Here is a 17,712-nt window from a genome sequence, read left to right as displayed (position 1 = left end):
AGGGTTACAGTGCTTTCAGGATTGCATCCACGCTGGCTTTGGCGTCACCAAACAGCATGTGGGTGTTTTCTTTGAAGAACAGCGGGTTTTGCACGCCAGCATAGCCGGTGTTCATCGAGCGTTTAAAGACAATCACGTTCTGTGCTTTCCACACTTCCAGCACAGGCATACCAGCAATCGGACTCTTCGGATCATCCTGCGCCGCCGGGTTAACCGTATCGTTAGCGCCAATCACCAGCACAGTATCGGTATCAGCAAAGTCATCGTTGATCTCGTCCATTTCCAGCACGATGTCATACGGCACTTTCGCTTCTGCCAGCAATACGTTCATATGCCCCGGTAATCGACCTGCAACCGGGTGAATACCGAAACGCACATTGATACCACGGGCACGCAATTTCTCGGTGATTTCTGCCACCGGATATTGCGCCTGCGCGACCGCCATGCCGTAGCCTGGGGTGATGATCACCGAGTGCGAGTTTTTCAGCAATTCTGCCGTCTCTTCCGCAGTGATTTCGCGATGCTCGCCAACTTCCTGATCGTCACCGGTGGAAGAACCATCTGTGCCGAAACCACCCGCAATGACGCTGATAAAGGAACGGTTCATCGCCTTACACATGATGTAAGAAAGGATGGCACCCGAAGAACCGACCAGCGCACCGGTCACAATCAGCAGGTCATTACTGAGCATAAAGCCCGCCGCTGCCGCTGCCCAACCAGAATAAGAGTTCAGCATCGACACCACCACGGGCATATCTGCGCCACCGATGGAAGCCACCAAATGCCAGCCGAAAACCAACGCAATGGCGGTCATTATCAGCAATGCCAGAACTTGCAGGCCAACGCTTTCAGTGCGAACAAACACAATCAGCAGCAGGAAGGAAACAACCAGTGCCGCCAGGTTCATTTTGTGACGGTTTGGCAGCATCAGCGGTTTAGACGAAATTTTACCGCACAGCTTACCGAACGCCACGACTGACCCCGTGAAGGTTACCGCACCGATGAAGATGCCGAGGAACACTTCCGTCAGGTGAATATTCACCAGAATCGGCGCCATTTCCGCGTCGTGATGCAGATAGCTGTTAAAACCAACCAACACCGCCGCCAGACCAACGAAGCTATGCAGGATCGCCACCAGTTCCGGCATTTCGGTCATTTCAACCTTCTTCGCCAGACGGATACCAATCGCCCCACCGATGACCATTGCCAGTAAGATCCAGCCAACGTTGCCAGTATCCGGTCCAAAGATAGTTGCAATTAAAGCAATCGCCATCCCGGCGATACCGAGGTTGTTACCCCGGCGAGACGTTTCATGTTTTGAAAGCCCGGCCAGACTGAAGATAAACAGGATCGCGGCAACAATGTATGCAGCTGTAACTAATCCTCCAGACATATGTTACCCCTTAGTTTTTGCGAAACATTTTCAGCATACGCTGAGTCACGGTGAAGCCACCGAAAATATTAATGCTGGCTATAAGCACCGCGATAAAACTAAGGAAGCTAACCCAGCCGCCCTGGCCAATCTGTAAAAGTGCTCCGACAACAATAATCCCTGAAATCGCATTGGTGACCGACATCAATGGCGTATGTAGCGCGTGCGAAACATTCCACACCACGTAATAGCCCACAACGCACGCCAGCGCGAACACGGTGAAGTGTCCGAGGAACTCTTTCGGTGCAACATTCGCCAGCCAACCGAAAAGGATAATTGCCAGCGCCATCAAGGCGTATTTACGCCACGGCGAACAGGCACATTTTTCCTCGGTTTTGACTTCCGGTGCTGCTTTTTGTGCCGCCTGCGGCTGAGCTGATACCTGAATCGGCGGTGCCGGCCAGGTAATTTCGCCCGCACGGATCACGGTCACGCCGCGAATCACCACATCATCAAAATCAACAGTAATGTTGCCGTCTTTCTCTTTGCACAACAGTTTCAGCAGATTGACGAGGTTGGTGCCATAAAGCTGTGAGGATTGCGTCGGCAGACGCCCCGGAAGATCGGTATAACCAATGACTTTGACGCCATTTTCCGTAGTGAATATTTGCCCCGGCACGGTGTATTCACAGTTACCGCCGTTTTGTGCTGCCAGATCGACAATCACACTGCCCGACTTCATGGAGTCCACCATTTCACGGGTAATCAGTTTCGGTGCCGGTTTGCCTGGAATAAGCGCAGTGGTAACAATGATATCGACGTCTTTTGCCTGCGCGGCAAAAAGCTCCATTTCCGCTTTGATGAACGCTTCCGACATCACTTTGGCATAGCCATCGCCGCTGCCTGCTTCCTCTTTAAAATCCAGTTCAAGGAATTCCGCGCCCATACTCTGAACTTGTTCTTTCACTTCCGGACGAGTATCGAACGCACGCACAATTGCGCCGAGGCTGTTTGCTGCACCAATGGCCGCCAGACCAGCAACACCCGCACCAATCACCATGACTTTTGCCGGCGGCACTTTACCTGCCGCAGTGATTTGTCCGGTAAAAAAGCGACCAAACTCATGAGCTGCTTCGACAATAGCGCGATAACCTGCGATATTCGCCATCGAACTTAACGCGTCCAGCGACTGGGCGCGAGAAATACGCGGTACGGAGTCCATCGCCATCACGGTGACGTTACGTTCCGCAAGTTTTTGCATTAGCTCCGGATTCTGCGCAGGCCAGATAAAACTTACCAGCGTTGTACCTGGATTCAGTAGTGCAATTTCATCATCTAACGGTGCATTGACCTTCAGAATGATCTCTGACTGCCAGACGTTATTCCCTTCTACTATTTCAGCGCCCGCTTGCACAAACGCTTTATCGTCAAAACTCGCCAGTTGACCCGCGCCGCTCTCTACCGCGACGGTAAAACCTAGTTTCAGCAACTGTTCCACTGTTTTTGGCGTTGCTGCAACACGGGTTTCATTGGTTAACCGTTCTCTTGGTATGCCAATTCGCATGATATTCCCTTCCATCGGTTTTATTGATGATGGTTTGCCTGTGTTTCAAGTACACAAGCCGCTCATGAACGAGCTAAATGTTACTCCGTTAAAATAAATTAGTAACAAACGTCTATAACGTACTGAAAATAATGCCTGTGATCTAGCGCCAAAAATCAGTATCTCGGCGTTAACTCGAAAAATATTAACGATTCAGCCTTGATAGTGGGATAAACACCATAGAACACAGGATAAGGGGCGATAATTGTCTTCGATAGCCAGGTAAAACATGAGATCACCCCGTCGCAAGCCGCCAGTTAACATTAAATTAACTTATACAATTCAGCCATTTTATGTTACTGCGGTTACTTTTTAATCACAGATGGTTATTCGAACAGGTTTAAAATCAAATCAAGAAGTCTGATATGAAAAATCACGCAGACAGTTACACCGTTTAAATGCAATAATCAGCCACGTTTCTCGTTAATAACAATACCAGTACCTGGTTTGCGCAAGGCGAAGGATTATTTTTATGAAGCTTAAGAACACCCTCCTGGCGTCGGCACTGCTTTCTGCTACGGCATTCTCCGTTAACGCAGCAACAGAACTGACACCGGAGCAAGCGGCAGCGGTTAAACCTTTTGACCGTGTAGTGGTTACCGGACGTTTCAATGCCATTGGCGAGGCGGTCAAAGCCGTATCCCGCCGCGCTGATAAAGAAGGCGCAGCCTCTTTTTATGTTGTCGATACGTCAGATTTCGGTAACAGCGGTAACTGGCGTGTGGTCGCTGACCTCTATAAAGCCGATGCTGAAAAAGCAGAAGAAACAAGTAATCGCGTAATTAACGGTGTTGTCGAACTGCCGAAAGATCAGGCTGTTCTGATAGAACCCTTTGACACGGTCACTGTCCAGGGCTTCTATCGTAGCCAGCCAGAAGTCAATGACGCCATCACCAAAGCGGCGAAAGCAAAAGGCGCATACTCTTTCTATATTGTTCGTCAAATCGATGCCAACCAGGGCGGTAACCAGCGCATTACGGCCTTCATCTATAAAAAAGATGCTAAGAAACGCGTAGTACAAAGCCCGGATGTGATCCCGGCGGATTCCGACGCGGGACGTGCAGCCCTGGCGGCCGGTGGCGAAGCTGCGAAGAAAGTTGAAATCCCAGGCGTTGCCACTACTGCATCACCAAGTTCCGAAGTCGGTCGCTTCTTTGAAACCCAGTCATCAAAAGGCGGGCGTTACACTGTCACGCTACCTGACGGCACTAAAGTAGAAGAACTGAACAAAGCGACCGCAGCGATGATGGTGCCGTTCGACAGCATTAAGTTCTCAGGTAACTACGGCAACATGACCGAAGTCTCCTACCAGGTTGCTAAACGTGCCGCGAAGAAAGGGGCTAAGTATTACCACATCACCCGCCAGTGGCAGGAACGTGGCAATAACCTGACCATCAGCGCAGACCTGTATAAATAACTATTCAGTATCACGATAAGGCGGCTTTATGCCGCCTTTAGCATTTTTAGCCACAAATTTTCCCCTAACCATTGCATGACGATACATCTCTTCGTAAAATCCCGCGCCTTAGTGACAAACACCATTTTTATGCGTTTTGTCCTAATATTTATTCTTCCAAACACGTTTTGATCACTGGATACAGATGGAAAAGAAACTGGGACTGAGCGCGCTCACTGCGCTGGTATTAAGCTCAATGCTGGGCGCAGGTGTTTTCAGTCTGCCGCAAAATATGGCGGCGGTAGCCAGCCCGGCAGCATTATTGATCGGCTGGGGTATCACCGGCGCAGGGATTTTATTACTGGCCTTCGCTATGCTGATCCTGACGCGTATTCGTCCCGATCTTGACGGCGGTATCTTTACCTATGCCCGTGAAGGGTTTGGCGAACTGATTGGTTTCTGCTCCGCATGGGGATACTGGCTGTGCGCAGTTATCGCCAACGTCTCCTATCTGGTGATCGTCTTTTCCGCATTGAGTTTCTTCACCGATACGCCGGAATTGCGCCTGTTTGGCGATGGCAATACCTGGCAATCGATTGTCGGTGCATCCGCCTTATTATGGATTGTTCACTTTTTGATCCTGCGCGGTGTGCAGACCGCTGCCAGTATTAACCTGGTGGCGACGCTGGCAAAATTATTACCGCTAGGTCTGTTTATTGTTCTGGCGATGATGATGTTCAAACTGGACACCTTCAAACTCGACTTCACTGGCCTTGCACTTGGTATACCGGTATGGGAACAGGTGAAAAACACAATGTTGATCACACTGTGGGTATTCATTGGCGTGGAAGGTGCAGTGGTGGTTTCTGCGCGAGCGCGTAATAAACATGATGTCGGCAAAGCAACACTTCTGGCGGTACTTTCCGCGCTGGGCGTTTATTTACTGGTAACTCTGCTTTCGCTGGGGGTGGTAGCACGCCCTGAACTGGCTGAAATCCGTAATCCCTCTATGGCCGGCCTGATGGTGAAAATGATGGGGCCGTGGGGTGAGATTATCATCGCTGCCGGACTGATCGTTTCCGTTTGCGGCGCGTACTTAAGCTGGACCATTATGGCGGCAGAAGTCCCCTTCCTGGCTGCCACTCATAAAGCATTCCCGCGCATTTTTGCTCGCCAGAATGCGCAAGCTGCGCCGTCTGCCTCACTGTGGCTGACCAACATCTGCGTGCAAATTTGCCTGGTACTCATCTGGCTAACCGGTTCCGATTACAACACATTGCTCACCATCGCCTCAGAAATGATTCTGGTGCCCTATTTCCTGGTTGGCGCGTTCCTGCTGAAAATCGCTACCCGTCCACTGCATAAAGCAGTAGGTATCGGTGCCTGCATTTATGGCTTATGGTTATTGTACGCCTCTGGCCCAATGCACCTGCTGTTGTCCGTCGTTCTGTATGCACCTGGGCTTCTGGTGTTCCTGTACGCGCGTAAAACGCATACACATGATAATGTACTGAATCGTCAGGAAATGGTGTTAATTAGCATGTTGTTAATTGCCGCAGTTCCGGCGACCTGGATGCTGGTGGGATAACGTTCGTCCCATCGTTGGATAGCAAAGGAGATAACGATGGGTAAAACCCACCCCTTGCCAATATTAATTACTGGCGGAGGCCGTCGCATTGGCCTCGCCCTCGCCTGGCATTTCATTAATCAAAAGCAACCGGTGATTGTCAGCTATCGGACGCGCTATCCTGCCATTGATGGACTGATTAATGCGGGTGCGCAATGTATTCAGGCTGATTTTTCAACCAACGACGGTGTGATGGCGTTTGCCGATGAGGTACTAAAAAGCACCCATGGCCTGCGTGCTATTTTGCACAACGCCAGCGCGTGGATGGCTGAAAAACCAGGTACGCCACTGACTGACGTGCTGGCCTGCATGATGCAAATCCACGTTAATACCCCATACCTTCTTAACCACGCTCTGGAAAGATTACTGCGTGGGCACGGACACGCCGCCAGCGATATCATTCACTTTACCGATTATGTGGTGGAGCGCGGAAGCGACAAACATATTGCCTATGCTGCGAGCAAAGCGGCGCTGGATAATATGACACGCTCGTTTGCCCGCAAGCTGGCACCGGAAGTGAAAGTGAATTCTATCGCGCCATCGCTGATCCTGTTTAATGAGCATGATGATGCTGAATATCGTCAACAGGCGCTGAATAAATCACTGATGAAAACCGCACCAGGCGAGAAAGAAGTGAGCGACCTGGTCGATTATTTACTCACCAGTTGCTTTGTTACCGGACGCAGTTTTCCGCTTGATGGCGGTCGACATCTGCGTTAATGCAGCTTCATCCAGCATATAATCAACACCCATGCGCTTATTCCCCAGCACGCAACGGAACCCACAAAAGCGGCGGGCAAGCGCATTATTCCGGTGAAATACCACAGCGACGCCAGGTAAATAAAATAGGGAATAATCGACCACATGCTGAAAATGATAGTTGCGCGTAAGGCTTCAATGCCGCGTTCGCTGGCAACAATATAATGCGCAATAAGCGCAAAGGTCGGAAAAAGCGGAATCAGCCCGGCGATATAGTAATTTTTCGTTTTTGCTAATACACCAATTAACACCACCACCAGCGCACCAAGCGCGGCTTTGATTACCAGCCCCATCTTTTTACCTTAACACTTCCATAACAAGTCATCCGTAGAATACCTGATGAAAACTTGTTTAGGAACGATTGATAGTAAGTAAAAACAACGCGGTGTATTGTGACGTTTTTATATCTACCGTGAATAATATGAACACTATCGTATTTGTGGAAGATGACGCGGAAGTCGGTTCACTGATTGCCGCGTATTTGGCGAAACATGATATACAGGTAACCATTGAACCTCGCGGCGACCATGCAGAAGAAACAATTCTGCGGGAAAATCCGGATTTGGTGCTCCTCGATATCATGCTACCAGGCAAGGACGGCATGACTGTCTGTCGTGATTTACGCACTAAATGGAGCGGGCCTATAGTTCTGCTGACATCTCTCGATAGTGATATGAACCACATTCTGGCTCTGGAAATGGGCGCCTGCGACTATATTCTCAAAACAACGCCCCCCGCAGTCCTGCTGGCGCGGTTACGTTTACATTTGCGTCAGAACGAGCAAACCACGCTGACCAAAGGTATACAAGAAGCACCTCTTACTCCTTATAAGGCATTGCATTTCGGCACGTTAACCATCGATCCCATTAACCGTGTAGTTACGCTTGCTGACTGCGAAATTTCACTCTCTACCGCCGATTTTGAACTGCTCTGGGAATTAGCCACCCACGCGGGGCAAATTATGGACAGAGATGCGTTGTTGAAAAATTTACGCGGCGTCAGTTACGACGGTCTGGATCGTAGCGTGGACGTGGCTATTTCGCGGTTAAGAAAAAAACTGCGCGATAACGCTGCCGAACCTTATCGCATTAAAACCGTGCGAAACAAAGGCTATCTGTTTGCGCCTCATGCGTGGGAATAAGCGATGAAAAAACTGTTTATCCAGTTTTATCTTCTACTGTTTGTCTGCTTTCTGGTGATGTCCCTACTGGTTGGGCTGGTGTACAAATTTACCGCCGAACGCGCGGGCAAACAGTCGCTGGATGATTTGATGAACAGTTCTCTATACCTGATGCGTAGCGAATTGCGCGAGATCCCCCCACACGACTGGGGAAAAACGCTGAAAGAGATGGATTTAAATCTCTCTTTTGATCTGCGCGTCGAACCGTTGAGTAAATATCATCTCGATGAAATCTCCATGCATCGACTGCGTGGCGGCGAAATTGTCGCCCTGGACGATCAGTACACATTCTTACAGCGTATACCGCGCAGCCACTACGTGCTGGCAGTCGGTCCCGTGCCTTATCTTTATTACCTCCATCAAATGCGATTACTGGATATCGCGCTGATCGCTTTTATTGCCATCTCCCTCGCCTTTCCCGTGTTTATCTGGATGCGTCCGCACTGGCAGGACATGTTAAAACTGGAAGCAGCGGCGCAACGATTTGGCGATGGGCATCTCAATGAACGTATTCACTTTGATGAAGGTTCGAGTTTTGAACGGCTTGGCGTGGCGTTTAACCAGATGGCGGATAATATCAACGCCTTGATTGCCAGTAAAAAACAGCTTATTGACGGTATCGCCCACGAACTGCGAACGCCGTTAGTGCGCCTGCGTTATCGACTGGAGATGAGCGAAAATCTGAGCGCAACAGAATCTCAGGCGTTGAATCGCGATATCAGCCAACTGGAAGCCTTAATTGAAGAGTTGCTGACTTATGCCCGACTCGATCGCCCGCAAAATGAGCTCCATCTTAGCGAACCAGACCTGCCGTTGTGGCTGTCAACGCATTTGGCCGACATTCAGGCACTAACTCCCGATAAAACGGTACGGATAAAAACCATCATGCAAGGTCATTATGCGGCGTTGGATATGCGCTTGATGGAGCGCGTGCTGGATAACTTGCTCAATAATGCCCTGCGCTACTGCCATTCAACAGTCGAAACCAGCCTGCTACTGGCAGGAAACAAAGCGACATTAATTGTTGAAGATGATGGTGCAGGGATTGCACCACAGGATCGAGAGCATATCTTTGAACCCTTTGTTCGCCTCGACCCCAGCCGTGACCGTGCAACCGGCGGCTGCGGGCTGGGACTGGCAATTGTCCACTCAATTGCACTGGCAATGGGCGGCACGGTTAATTGTGACACCAGCGAACTGGGCGGCGCCCGCTTCTCGTTTAGCTGGCCGTTATGGCACAACATTGCGCAATTTACCTCTGCCTGACGCTACGCGCACGGTGGTCAAGTCGTCGCCACTGTGCTATAACATAAGTATGTTGTAACTAAAGTGGTGATTTTATGGCTCGTTACGATCTCGTAGATCGACTCAATACTACCTTTCGCCAGATGGAGCAAGAACTGGCCGCATTTGCCGCTGAGCTTGAACAGCACAAGTTGCTGGTTGCCCGGGTATTCTCTTTACCGGAAGTCAAAAAAGAGGATGAGCATAATCCGCTGAATTGCATTGAAGTTAAGCAACATCTCGGCAAAGAGGCGCAGGCGCTCGCGCTACGTCATTTCCGCCATTTGTTTATTCAGCAACAGTCTGAAAATCGCAGCAGCAAGGCCGCTGTTCGTCTGCCCGGCGTGTTGTGTTATCAGGTTGATAACTTTTCACAAGCGGCGCTGGTAAGTCATATCCAGCGCATCAATCAACTTAAAACCACTTTCGAGCATATCGTCACGGTTGAGTCAGAACTTCCTACGGCGGCGCGTTTTGAATGGGTGCATCGCCATTTGCCGGGGCTGATCACACTGAACGCTTACCGCACCCTCACCGTTCTGCATGACCCCGCAACTTTACGTTTTGGCTGGGCGAATAAACATATCATTAAGAATTTGCATCGTGATGAAGTGCTGGCGCAGCTGGAAAAAAGTCTGAAATCACCCCGCAGCGTCGCACCGTGGACGCGTGAGGAGTGGCAGGGAAAACTGGAGCGTGAATATCAGGATATTGCTGCCCTGCCACAGGACGTGAAGTTAAAAATCAAACGTCCGGTAAAGGTGCAGCCGATTGCCCGCGTCTGGTACAAGGGAGATCAAAAACAGGTACAACACGCCTGCCCTACGCCGCTTATTGCACTGATTAATCGGGATAATGGCGCGGGCGTACCGGACGTTGGCGAGTTGTTGAATTACGATGCCGACAATGTGCAGCACCGTTATAAACCGCAGGCGCAGCCGCTTCGTTTGATCATTCCACGGCTGCACCTGTATGTTGCAGATTAACGCCCGGATTTCATGCTGCCGACCATCTGTTCTGGTCGTACCCAGCTGTCAAACTCGGCTTCGCTAAGATAGCCCAGCGCAAGGGCTGCAGCTTTTAAGGTCAGCCCTTCTTTATGCGCTTTTTTTGCAATCTCGGCGGCTCTGTCATAGCCAATGTGGGTGTTGAGTGCGGTCACCAGCATCAGCGATTCATTGAGTAATTGATTGATTCGCTCACGATTCGGCTCAATCCCCACCGCACAGTGTTTGTTAAAACTTTCCATGCCATCTGCCAGCAAGCGTACCGATTGCAGGAAATTGTGGATAACCATCGGGCGGAAGACGTTCAGTTCAAAGTTTCCGGAAGCGCCACCCATGTTGATAGCCACGTCGTTCCCCATCACCTGACAGCAAAGCATGGTTAACGCTTCACACTGCGTTGGGTTCACTTTCCCAGGCATGATTGAACTGCCCGGCTCGTTTTCCGGGATTGAGATTTCACCAATTCCGCAGCGAGGGCCAGATGCCAGCCAACGAACGTCATTGGCAATTTTCATCAGTGACGCAGCCAACCCTTTCAAGGCGCCGTGCGCCTGAACCAGCGCATCACAGGTCGCCAGAGCTTCAAATTTGTTCGGCGCGGTAACAAACGGCGCGCAGGTAATTACCGAAAGTTCATCCGCAACGCGACGCGCATATTCCGGATGAGTGTTCAGCCCCGTCCCTACTGCTGTACCACCCAGCGCCAGTTCCGCCACGTGCGGCAGACTGTACTCGATATGTTTGAGATTATGCTCCAGCATCGCTACCCAGCCAGAAATCTCCTGCCCCAGCGTCAGCGGCGTGGCGTCCTGCAAGTGGGTACGACCAATTTTGACGATATCGGCAAATGCACGCGATTTTTCACTCAGCGTCTGTGTCAGGGTTTTAAGCTGCGGAATGAGTTGCTTGCGCAGCGCCAGCAGCGCCGCAACGTGCATCGCCGTCGGAAAGACATCGTTGGAACTTTGGCTTTTGTTCACGTCGTCATTAGGGTGAACTTTACGTTCCATCCCGCGCACGCCGCCGAGCAATTCGCTCGCGCGGTTAGCCAGCACTTCGTTCATATTCATATTGCTTTGCGTACCGGAACCGGTCTGCCAGATAGCCAGCGGAAATTCATCGTCATGCTGTCCCGCCAGCACTTCATCTGCCGCCTGACGAATGGCACTCGCTTTCTCTTCAGACAGCAAGCCTAAATCTTCATTAACTTTTGCCGCTGCGCGCTTGGTTAGCGCCAGCGCATGAATCAGTGAGGTTGGCATTTTCTCCGTCGAAATGCGGAAATGCTCCAGCGAGCGTTGAGTTTGTGCGCCCCACAGCTTATCTGCCGGGACATCGATCGCACCCATCGAATCTTTTTCGCTGCGTACTGTTTTCATGGACTGCTCCTCACCTGATTAATTTTTTCTTTCTGTTTTGCTTACGTTAAGCAACTTTTAGCTCACTCATTATTTACTATTTGATAACAAATGTTTGGTCTTTCGTGCCATGTAAAAAAGCCGCCCCGAAGGGCGGCTCTGTTTATTTCACGCAGCGGGTGCACTGCGTGAGCTGTATCTGCTGGAAGAAGTCATTTCCTTTATCATCCACAAGAATAAACGCCGGGAAATCTTCCACTTCAATTTTCCAGATCGCTTCCATTCCCAGTTCAGGATACTCAACACATTCCAGACTCTTAATACTGCCCTGCGCCAGCACTGCCGCCGGGCCGCCAATACTGCCGAGGTAGAAGCCACCGTGTTTTTTACAGGCATCCGTCACCTGCTGGCTGCGGTTGCCTTTCGCCAGCATGATCATACTTCCGCCCTGCGCTTGCAGTTGATCGACATAAGAATCCATCCGTCCGGCGGTCGTTGGGCCAAGAGAACCGGAAGCATAACCTTCTGGCGTTTTTGCCGGACCCGCGTAGTAAATCGGGTGATCTTTGATGTATTGCGGTAGCCCTTCGCCGTTGTCCATGCGCTCTTTCAGTTTGGCGTGGGCAATATCACGACCGACGATAATCGTGCCGTTAAGCGATAAGCGCGTAGAAACGGGATACTGCGACAACTGTGCGAGGATCTCTTTCATCGGACGGTTAAGGTCAACGCGCACCGCTTCGCCTTCTCCCGCTTTGCGCAGCTCTTCCGGGATATATTTGCCTGGATTATGTTCCAGTTTTTCGATCCAGATCCCCTGACGGTTGATCTTCGCTTTGATATTACGGTCAGCAGAACAGGAGACGCCCATTCCGACCGGGCAGGATGCACCATGACGCGGCAGGCGAATCACGCGGATGTCGTGAGCGAAGTATTTACCACCAAACTGCGCGCCCAGTCCAAGATTTTGCGCTTCGATCAGCAATTCTTTTTCCAGCGCCACATCGCGGAACGCCTGACCGTGCTCATTCCCTTCCGTTGGCAGTTCGTCATAGTATTTAGCGGAAGCCAGTTTCACCGTTTTAAGGTTAGTTTCCGCAGACGTTCCGCCAATAACGAACGCAATATGATACGGAGGACACGCCGCCGTACCCAGCGTGCGCATTTTCTCAACCAGGTAATTTTTCAGTTTCCCCGGCGTCAATAACGCTTTGGTTTCCTGATAGAGATACGTCTTGTTTGCCGAACCGCCACCTTTGGCGATACAGAGGAATTTGTACTCGTCGCCATCAACAGCATAAAGATCGATCTGCGCTGGCAGATTGGTGCCGGTATTCACCTCTTTATACATATCCAGCGGCGCATTTTGCGAGTAGCGCAGGTTATCTTCGATATAGGTGTTATAGACACCGCGCGCCAGCGCCGCTTCGTCACCGCCACCGGTCCATACGCGCTGCCCTTTTTTACCAACGATAATCGCGGTGCCAGTGTCCTGACAGGTTGGCAGAACGCCTTTTGCCGCGATATCGGAGTTACGCAGGAATTGAAGCGCCACATATTTATCGTTTTCGCTGGCTTCCGGGTCACGCAAAATGTCGGCCACCTGCTGTTGGTGAGCCGGTCGCAGCATAAATGACGCATCATGAAACGCCTGACGCGCCAGCAGAGTTAACGCTTCGGGTGCGACTTTCAAAATCTCCTGCCCTTCAAATTCAGATACGCTAACGTGTTCGCTGGTCAGCAGGTAATACTCGGTATCATCTTTTTTGAGTGGGAAAGGAGCCTGATAATGAAAGGGTTTGTTTGACATTGTTCTCTCACTTACTGCCTGGTTTGGTTATGCTCTGGGCGGGTGTTCCGTTGCCCTGTTAAAAGCGAGTAACAATATCCTACACACTTTTTTAACAAAAACTGAGACAAGTACGACTTTTTGCGGCTCCAGGTTACTTCCCGTAGGATTCTTGCTTTAATAGCGGGATTAATTTCCACATTTAAACAGGGATTGATCATGCAAAAACTCATTAACTCAGTGCAAAACTATGCCTGGGGCAGCAAAACGGCGTTGACTGAACTTTATGGTATGGAAAATCCGTCCAGCCAACCGATGGCCGAGCTGTGGATGGGGGCACATCCGAAAAGCAGTTCCCGTGTGCACAATGCTGCCGGAGATATCGTTTCACTGCGTGATGTGATTGAGAGTGACAAATCGACTCTGCTTGGAGAGGCCGTTGCCAAACGCTTTGGCGAACTGCCTTTCCTGTTCAAAGTATTATGCGCAGCTCAGCCGCTCTCCATTCAGGTTCATCCGAACAAACGCAATTCTGAAATCGGTTTTGCTAAAGAAAATGCCGCAGGTATTCCGATGGATGCCGCCGAGCGTAACTATAAAGATCCTAACCACAAGCCGGAGCTGGTTTTTGCCCTAACACCATTTCTCGCGATGAACGCGTTTCGTGAGTTCTCCGAGATTGTCTCCCTGCTCCAGCCTGTCGCGGGCGCGCATCCGGCGATTGCTCACTTTTTACAGCAGCCCAGTGCCGAACGTTTAAGCGACCTGTTCGCCAGCCTGTTGAATATGCAGGGTGAAGAAAAATCCCTCGCGCTGGCGATTTTAAAATCGGCCCTCGGCAGCCAGCAGGGTGAACCGTGGCAAACGATTCGTTTAATTTCTGAATTTTACCCGGATGACAGCGGTCTGTTCTCCCCGCTATTGCTGAATGTGGTGAAACTGAACCCTGGCGAAGCGATGTTCCTGTTCGCTGAAACACCGCACGCCTACCTGCAAGGCGTGGCGCTGGAAGTGATGGCGAACTCTGATAACGTGCTGCGTGCGGGTCTGACGCCAAAATATATTGATATTCCTGAGCTGGTTGCCAACGTGAAGTTCGAAGCCAAACCAGCTAACCAGTTGTTGACCCAGCCGGTGAAGCAAGGTGCAGAACTGGACTTCCCGATTCCAGTGGATGATTTTGCCTTCTCGCTGCATGATCTTAGTGATAAAGAAACCACTATCAGCCAGCAAAGTGCCGCCATTTTGTTCTGCGTTGAAGGTGAAGCAACTCTGTGTAAAGGTTCTCAGCAGTTACCGCTTAAACCGGGTGAATCAGCGTTTATTGCCGCCAACGAGTCACCGGTGACAGTGAAAGGCCACGGACGTTTAGCCCGTGTTTACAACAAGCTGTAAGAGCTTACTGAAAAAATTAACATCTCTTGCTAAGCTTATTAAAGGCTTATAACACTTCAGGCGGCCAGTCCGCCTGATTTCATTTTATGGATAATCACTATGAATAAATCGCTGGTAGCGGTAGGCGTCATTGTTGCGCTCGGCGTAGTCTGGACAGGCGGCGCATGGTACACAGGCAAGAAAATAGAAACCCATCTCGAGGACATGGTCGCGCAGGCGAATGCGCAACTTAAACTGACGGCTCCTGAATCCAACCTGGAAGTGAGTTATCAAAACTATCATCGCGGCGTGTTCAGCAGCCAGTTACAGCTGGTGGTGAAGCCCGTTGCCGGGAAAGAAAATCCGTGGATTAAAAGTGGTCAGAGCGTCATCTTCAACGAATCGGTTGATCATGGTCCCTTCCCCCTGGCCCAGCTTAAAAAACTGAACCTGATCCCGTCGATGGCGTCGATTCAAACCACGCTTGTCAACAACAATGTGAGCAAGCCACTGTTTGATATGGCAAAAGGAGAAACACCTTTTGAGATTAACTCCCGCATTGGTTACAGCGGTGATTCCAGCTCAGATATCTCTCTCAAGCCACTGAATTACGAACAAAAAGATGAAAAAGTCGCCTTTAGCGGCGGCGAGTTCCAGTTAAATGCTGACAGAGACGGCAAAGCTATCTCCCTTTCCGGGGAGGCACAAAGCGGCCGGGTGGATGCGGTTAACGAATACAACCAGAAAGTGCAGTTGACCTTTAATAATCTGAAAACCGACGGTTCCAGCACACTGGCAAGTTTTGGTGAGCGCGTGGGTAACCAAAAACTGTCACTGGAAAAAATGACCATTTCGGTAGAAGGCAAAGAACTGGCACTGCTGGAAGGCATGGAGATCAGCGGTAAATCAGACCTGGTCAATGACGGTAAAACGATCAATAGCCAACTGGATTACTCGCTAAACAGCCTGAAAGTACAGAATCAGGATCTGGGCAGCGGCAAGCTGACTTTAAAAGTTGGTCAGATTGATGGCGAAGCCTGGCACCAGTTTAGCCAGCAATATAACGCGCAAACCCAGGCTCTGCTGGCACAGCCAGAGATTGCCAACAATCCCGAACTTTATCAGGAGAAAGTGACGGAAGCCTTCTTTAGCGCCCTGCCGCTGATGTTGAAAGGCGATCCGGTGATAACTGTCGCTCCGTTAAGCTGGAAAAACAGTCAGGGTGAAAGTGCGCTGAATCTGTCGCTGTTCCTGAAAGATCCGGCAACGACTAAAGAAGCGCCGCAGACACTGGCTCAGGAAGTTGATCGCTCGGTTAAGTCTCTGGAGGCAAAACTAACCATTCCGGTCGATATGGCAACTGAGCTGATGACCCAGGTAGCGAAGCTGGAAGGTTATCAGGAAGATCAAGCGAAAAAACTGGCAAAACAGCAAGTTGAAGGCGCGTCAGCAATGGGTCAAATGTTTCGTCTGACCACCTTGCAGGACAATACCATCACCACCAGCCTGCAATATGCTAACGGTCAGATCACGTTAAACGGGCAGAAAATGCCGCTGGAAGATTTTGTTGGTATGTTTGCGATGCCGGCATTAAACGTTCCGGCTGTACCGGCAATACCGCAGCAGTAATTCACAGCCCAAACGCCGGAGATTTTTCTCTCCGGCGTTATTTCTTACTTCAACATAAAGTCATACTGAATACTCATTTTCACATCCCAGTAATTCAGGCGATCGCCCAGATTACTGCCATCGCGCTTTTCCCGCCCTTTATCGGCAGCAAGAAAGAAATTCATCCCTTGTAACGGCCCTTCGCTGACCCGATAGTTCATACCACCTAAGATACCCGCGCCTTCAATCCGCACATCTCGTTTACTGGATTCATAGCCGCGAGTCACAATCGGTGCAAATGTCAGCGTAAATTGCGGAGTTACACGGTAGTTGACACCTAATTGCCAGGACTGCATTCCTTCACGGTTACGATCAAGACTTAATGAAAAGGGATAGCCAATGTCGGTATCCACCACGGCACCATTCATTGCATGGCGCAAATAACCACCACTGCCAAATACGCTTCCCCACGGCGCATTCCAGGTCAATTGTCCACTAACCAACGCCGTTTCATTGGGCTGGCTGGTATTACGACTTAAACCTTCGAGCTGCGCGTAAAAGCCGAGCAACTCCCCTTTCAACGTATAATTCGGGTCGAGCGGTATGCTTTTCTCAAGAATACTTTGTATCTGATTGGAAACATCTTTCTGTACCGATGCCCCCAGAGAATAGCGACTGGTATTATCATGCCAACTGGCGGCTAAAAAAGAACGTGCGCGATGTTTATCGTATTTTCCCGTCTGGCTGTTATACACCCCTTCATCACGAATACCGGTTGTTGAATCAGTCCATAAAAATACTCGTGAACGCCACATTCCCCACAGATCAATATTTGGCGTTAAAGCCCAATAACCTAATGCTCCTTCAGAAACAGTCGGTAATGTACGTTGCGAACTGCCAGCCATTAACGGAATACGATAAGGTAAGCTACCATAACTATAATCCGTCCCGAAGCGACCTAATTTAAGCAGGCTATTTTCACTGGGTTTTATTTTTACTGCCCCCAGGGCAAAGCCAAAACTTTTATCACCATCAAGATACCACCGGGTACTCATATCAGCACGAGCACCTAATTTATAAACATAATACGCCCCGCCTTCAACGCCAATAATATTGGAATAATAACCACTATTGAAATCGAGCAATCCTCCCTGTACCCATGCGTAAATGTCTCTTCCCGCGCCAGCACTGGGCTTATCAGCCCTGCGCAATTCGTTTTTCAGTCTGATGCGTAGTCCCGCTTCATCGTCAGCCAGTTGCGCCGCGTAAGCAGAGGTAAGGCCAGAGGCAGCCGTCAGGCAAATAACGGCCATGGCCACTATTTTTCTCATAGTTGCACCTTTGATGTTCTGATT

General features: G+C 50.2%; 14 protein-coding genes. 8 read left to right on the top strand and 6 right to left on the bottom strand.

Features of this window, described 5'->3' with window-relative positions:
- Positions 1 to 4: 4 nt before the first annotated feature.
- Together pntB and pntA are read right to left on the bottom strand one after the other, a co-directional pair.
- Positions 5 to 1,393 (bottom strand): Re/Si-specific NAD(P)(+) transhydrogenase subunit beta, encoded by a 1,389-nt coding sequence (gene pntB, locus A7Z29_RS02735; protein ID WP_000014065.1) that lies wholly within the window; start codon positions 1,391 to 1,393, stop codon positions 5 to 7.
- Between the two features lie 10 nt (positions 1,394 to 1,403).
- Positions 1,404 to 2,936 (bottom strand): Re/Si-specific NAD(P)(+) transhydrogenase subunit alpha, encoded by a 1,533-nt coding sequence (pntA, locus tag A7Z29_RS02730; protein ID WP_001219379.1) that lies wholly within the window; start codon positions 2,934 to 2,936, stop codon positions 1,404 to 1,406.
- A 511-nt stretch (positions 2,937 to 3,447) separates the two neighbouring features.
- Between pntA and ydgH the strand changes: the two genes are divergently transcribed.
- From ydgH to folM, 3 genes are all read left to right on the top strand, one after another.
- Positions 3,448 to 4,392 carry a DUF1471 family protein YdgH gene (gene ydgH, locus A7Z29_RS02725; protein WP_085460704.1) on the top strand — a complete coding sequence of 315 codons (945 nt, stop codon included), beginning with the start codon at positions 3,448 to 3,450 and terminating at the stop codon, positions 4,390 to 4,392.
- 184 nt (positions 4,393 to 4,576) lie between these two features.
- Positions 4,577 to 5,959, top strand: a complete 1,383-nt coding sequence (locus A7Z29_RS02715; protein ID WP_000412364.1) for an amino acid permease — start codon at positions 4,577 to 4,579, stop codon at positions 5,957 to 5,959.
- 36 nt (positions 5,960 to 5,995) lie between these two features.
- Positions 5,996 to 6,718: a dihydromonapterin reductase gene (folM, locus tag A7Z29_RS02710; RefSeq protein WP_105289749.1), complete on the top strand. Its 723-nt coding sequence runs from the start codon at positions 5,996 to 5,998 to the stop codon at positions 6,716 to 6,718.
- Here folM and A7Z29_RS02705 read toward each other — a convergent pair.
- A complete protein-coding gene (locus A7Z29_RS02705) occupies positions 6,715 to 7,050 on the bottom strand; it encodes a GlpM family protein (protein ID WP_000524882.1) in 336 nt (111 codons plus the stop codon). The genes folM and A7Z29_RS02705 overlap by 4 nt on opposite strands.
- A 128-nt stretch (positions 7,051 to 7,178) precedes the next feature.
- On the opposite strand from A7Z29_RS02705, the gene rstA reads away from it, so the two are divergent.
- The 3 genes from rstA (at position 7,179) to tus (ending at position 10,207) form a co-directional block, all read left to right on the top strand.
- Complete coding sequence (gene rstA, locus A7Z29_RS02700; protein WP_001092492.1) at positions 7,179 to 7,898, top strand: two-component system response regulator RstA; 720 nt, start codon at positions 7,179 to 7,181, stop codon at positions 7,896 to 7,898.
- A 3-nt stretch (positions 7,899 to 7,901) separates the two neighbouring features.
- Positions 7,902 to 9,203, top strand: a complete 1,302-nt coding sequence (rstB, locus tag A7Z29_RS02695) for a two-component system sensor histidine kinase RstB (RefSeq protein ID WP_000732532.1) — start codon at positions 7,902 to 7,904, stop codon at positions 9,201 to 9,203.
- Between the two features lie 74 nt (positions 9,204 to 9,277).
- Positions 9,278 to 10,207 (top strand): DNA replication terminus site-binding protein, encoded by a 930-nt coding sequence (gene tus, locus A7Z29_RS02690; RefSeq protein WP_105289748.1) that lies wholly within the window; start codon positions 9,278 to 9,280, stop codon positions 10,205 to 10,207.
- Here the strand turns inward: tus and fumC are convergent.
- Positions 10,204 to 11,607, bottom strand: coding sequence for a class II fumarate hydratase (fumC, locus tag A7Z29_RS02685; RefSeq protein ID WP_105279402.1), 1,404 nt, complete (start codon positions 11,605 to 11,607; stop codon positions 10,204 to 10,206). The genes tus and fumC overlap by 4 nt on opposite strands.
- A gap of 142 nt (positions 11,608 to 11,749) precedes the next feature.
- Positions 11,750 to 13,396 (bottom strand): class I fumarate hydratase, encoded by a 1,647-nt coding sequence (gene fumB / locus A7Z29_RS02680; RefSeq protein WP_000066634.1) that lies wholly within the window; start codon positions 13,394 to 13,396, stop codon positions 11,750 to 11,752.
- Positions 13,397 to 13,594: 198 nt separating this feature from the next.
- Here fumB and manA point away from each other — a divergent pair, with 198 nt between their 5' ends.
- Together manA and A7Z29_RS02670 are read left to right on the top strand one after the other, a co-directional pair.
- Positions 13,595 to 14,770, top strand: coding sequence for a mannose-6-phosphate isomerase (gene manA, locus A7Z29_RS02675; RefSeq protein WP_105289747.1), 1,176 nt, complete (start codon positions 13,595 to 13,597; stop codon positions 14,768 to 14,770).
- Between the two features lie 99 nt (positions 14,771 to 14,869).
- On the top strand, positions 14,870 to 16,378 hold the full coding sequence (locus A7Z29_RS02670) for a YdgA family protein (RefSeq protein WP_001043388.1): 1,509 nt from the start codon (positions 14,870 to 14,872) through the stop codon (positions 16,376 to 16,378).
- A gap of 44 nt (positions 16,379 to 16,422) precedes the next feature.
- On the opposite strand, the gene uidC is transcribed toward A7Z29_RS02670, so the two are convergent.
- The gene (gene uidC / locus A7Z29_RS02665; RefSeq protein ID WP_001227039.1) at positions 16,423 to 17,688 is read right to left on the bottom strand and encodes a glucuronide uptake porin UidC; all 1,266 of its coding nucleotides are present in this window, start codon (positions 17,686 to 17,688) and stop codon (positions 16,423 to 16,425) included.
- Between the last annotated feature and the right edge of the window lie 24 nt (positions 17,689 to 17,712).

The sequence above is a fragment of the Escherichia sp. MOD1-EC6842 genome (assembly GCF_002965705.1).
In the GTDB taxonomy this organism is placed as follows: Bacteria; Pseudomonadota; Gammaproteobacteria; order Enterobacterales; family Enterobacteriaceae; genus Escherichia; species Escherichia ruysiae.
This window is presented reverse-complemented; position numbering and strand designations above follow the sequence as displayed.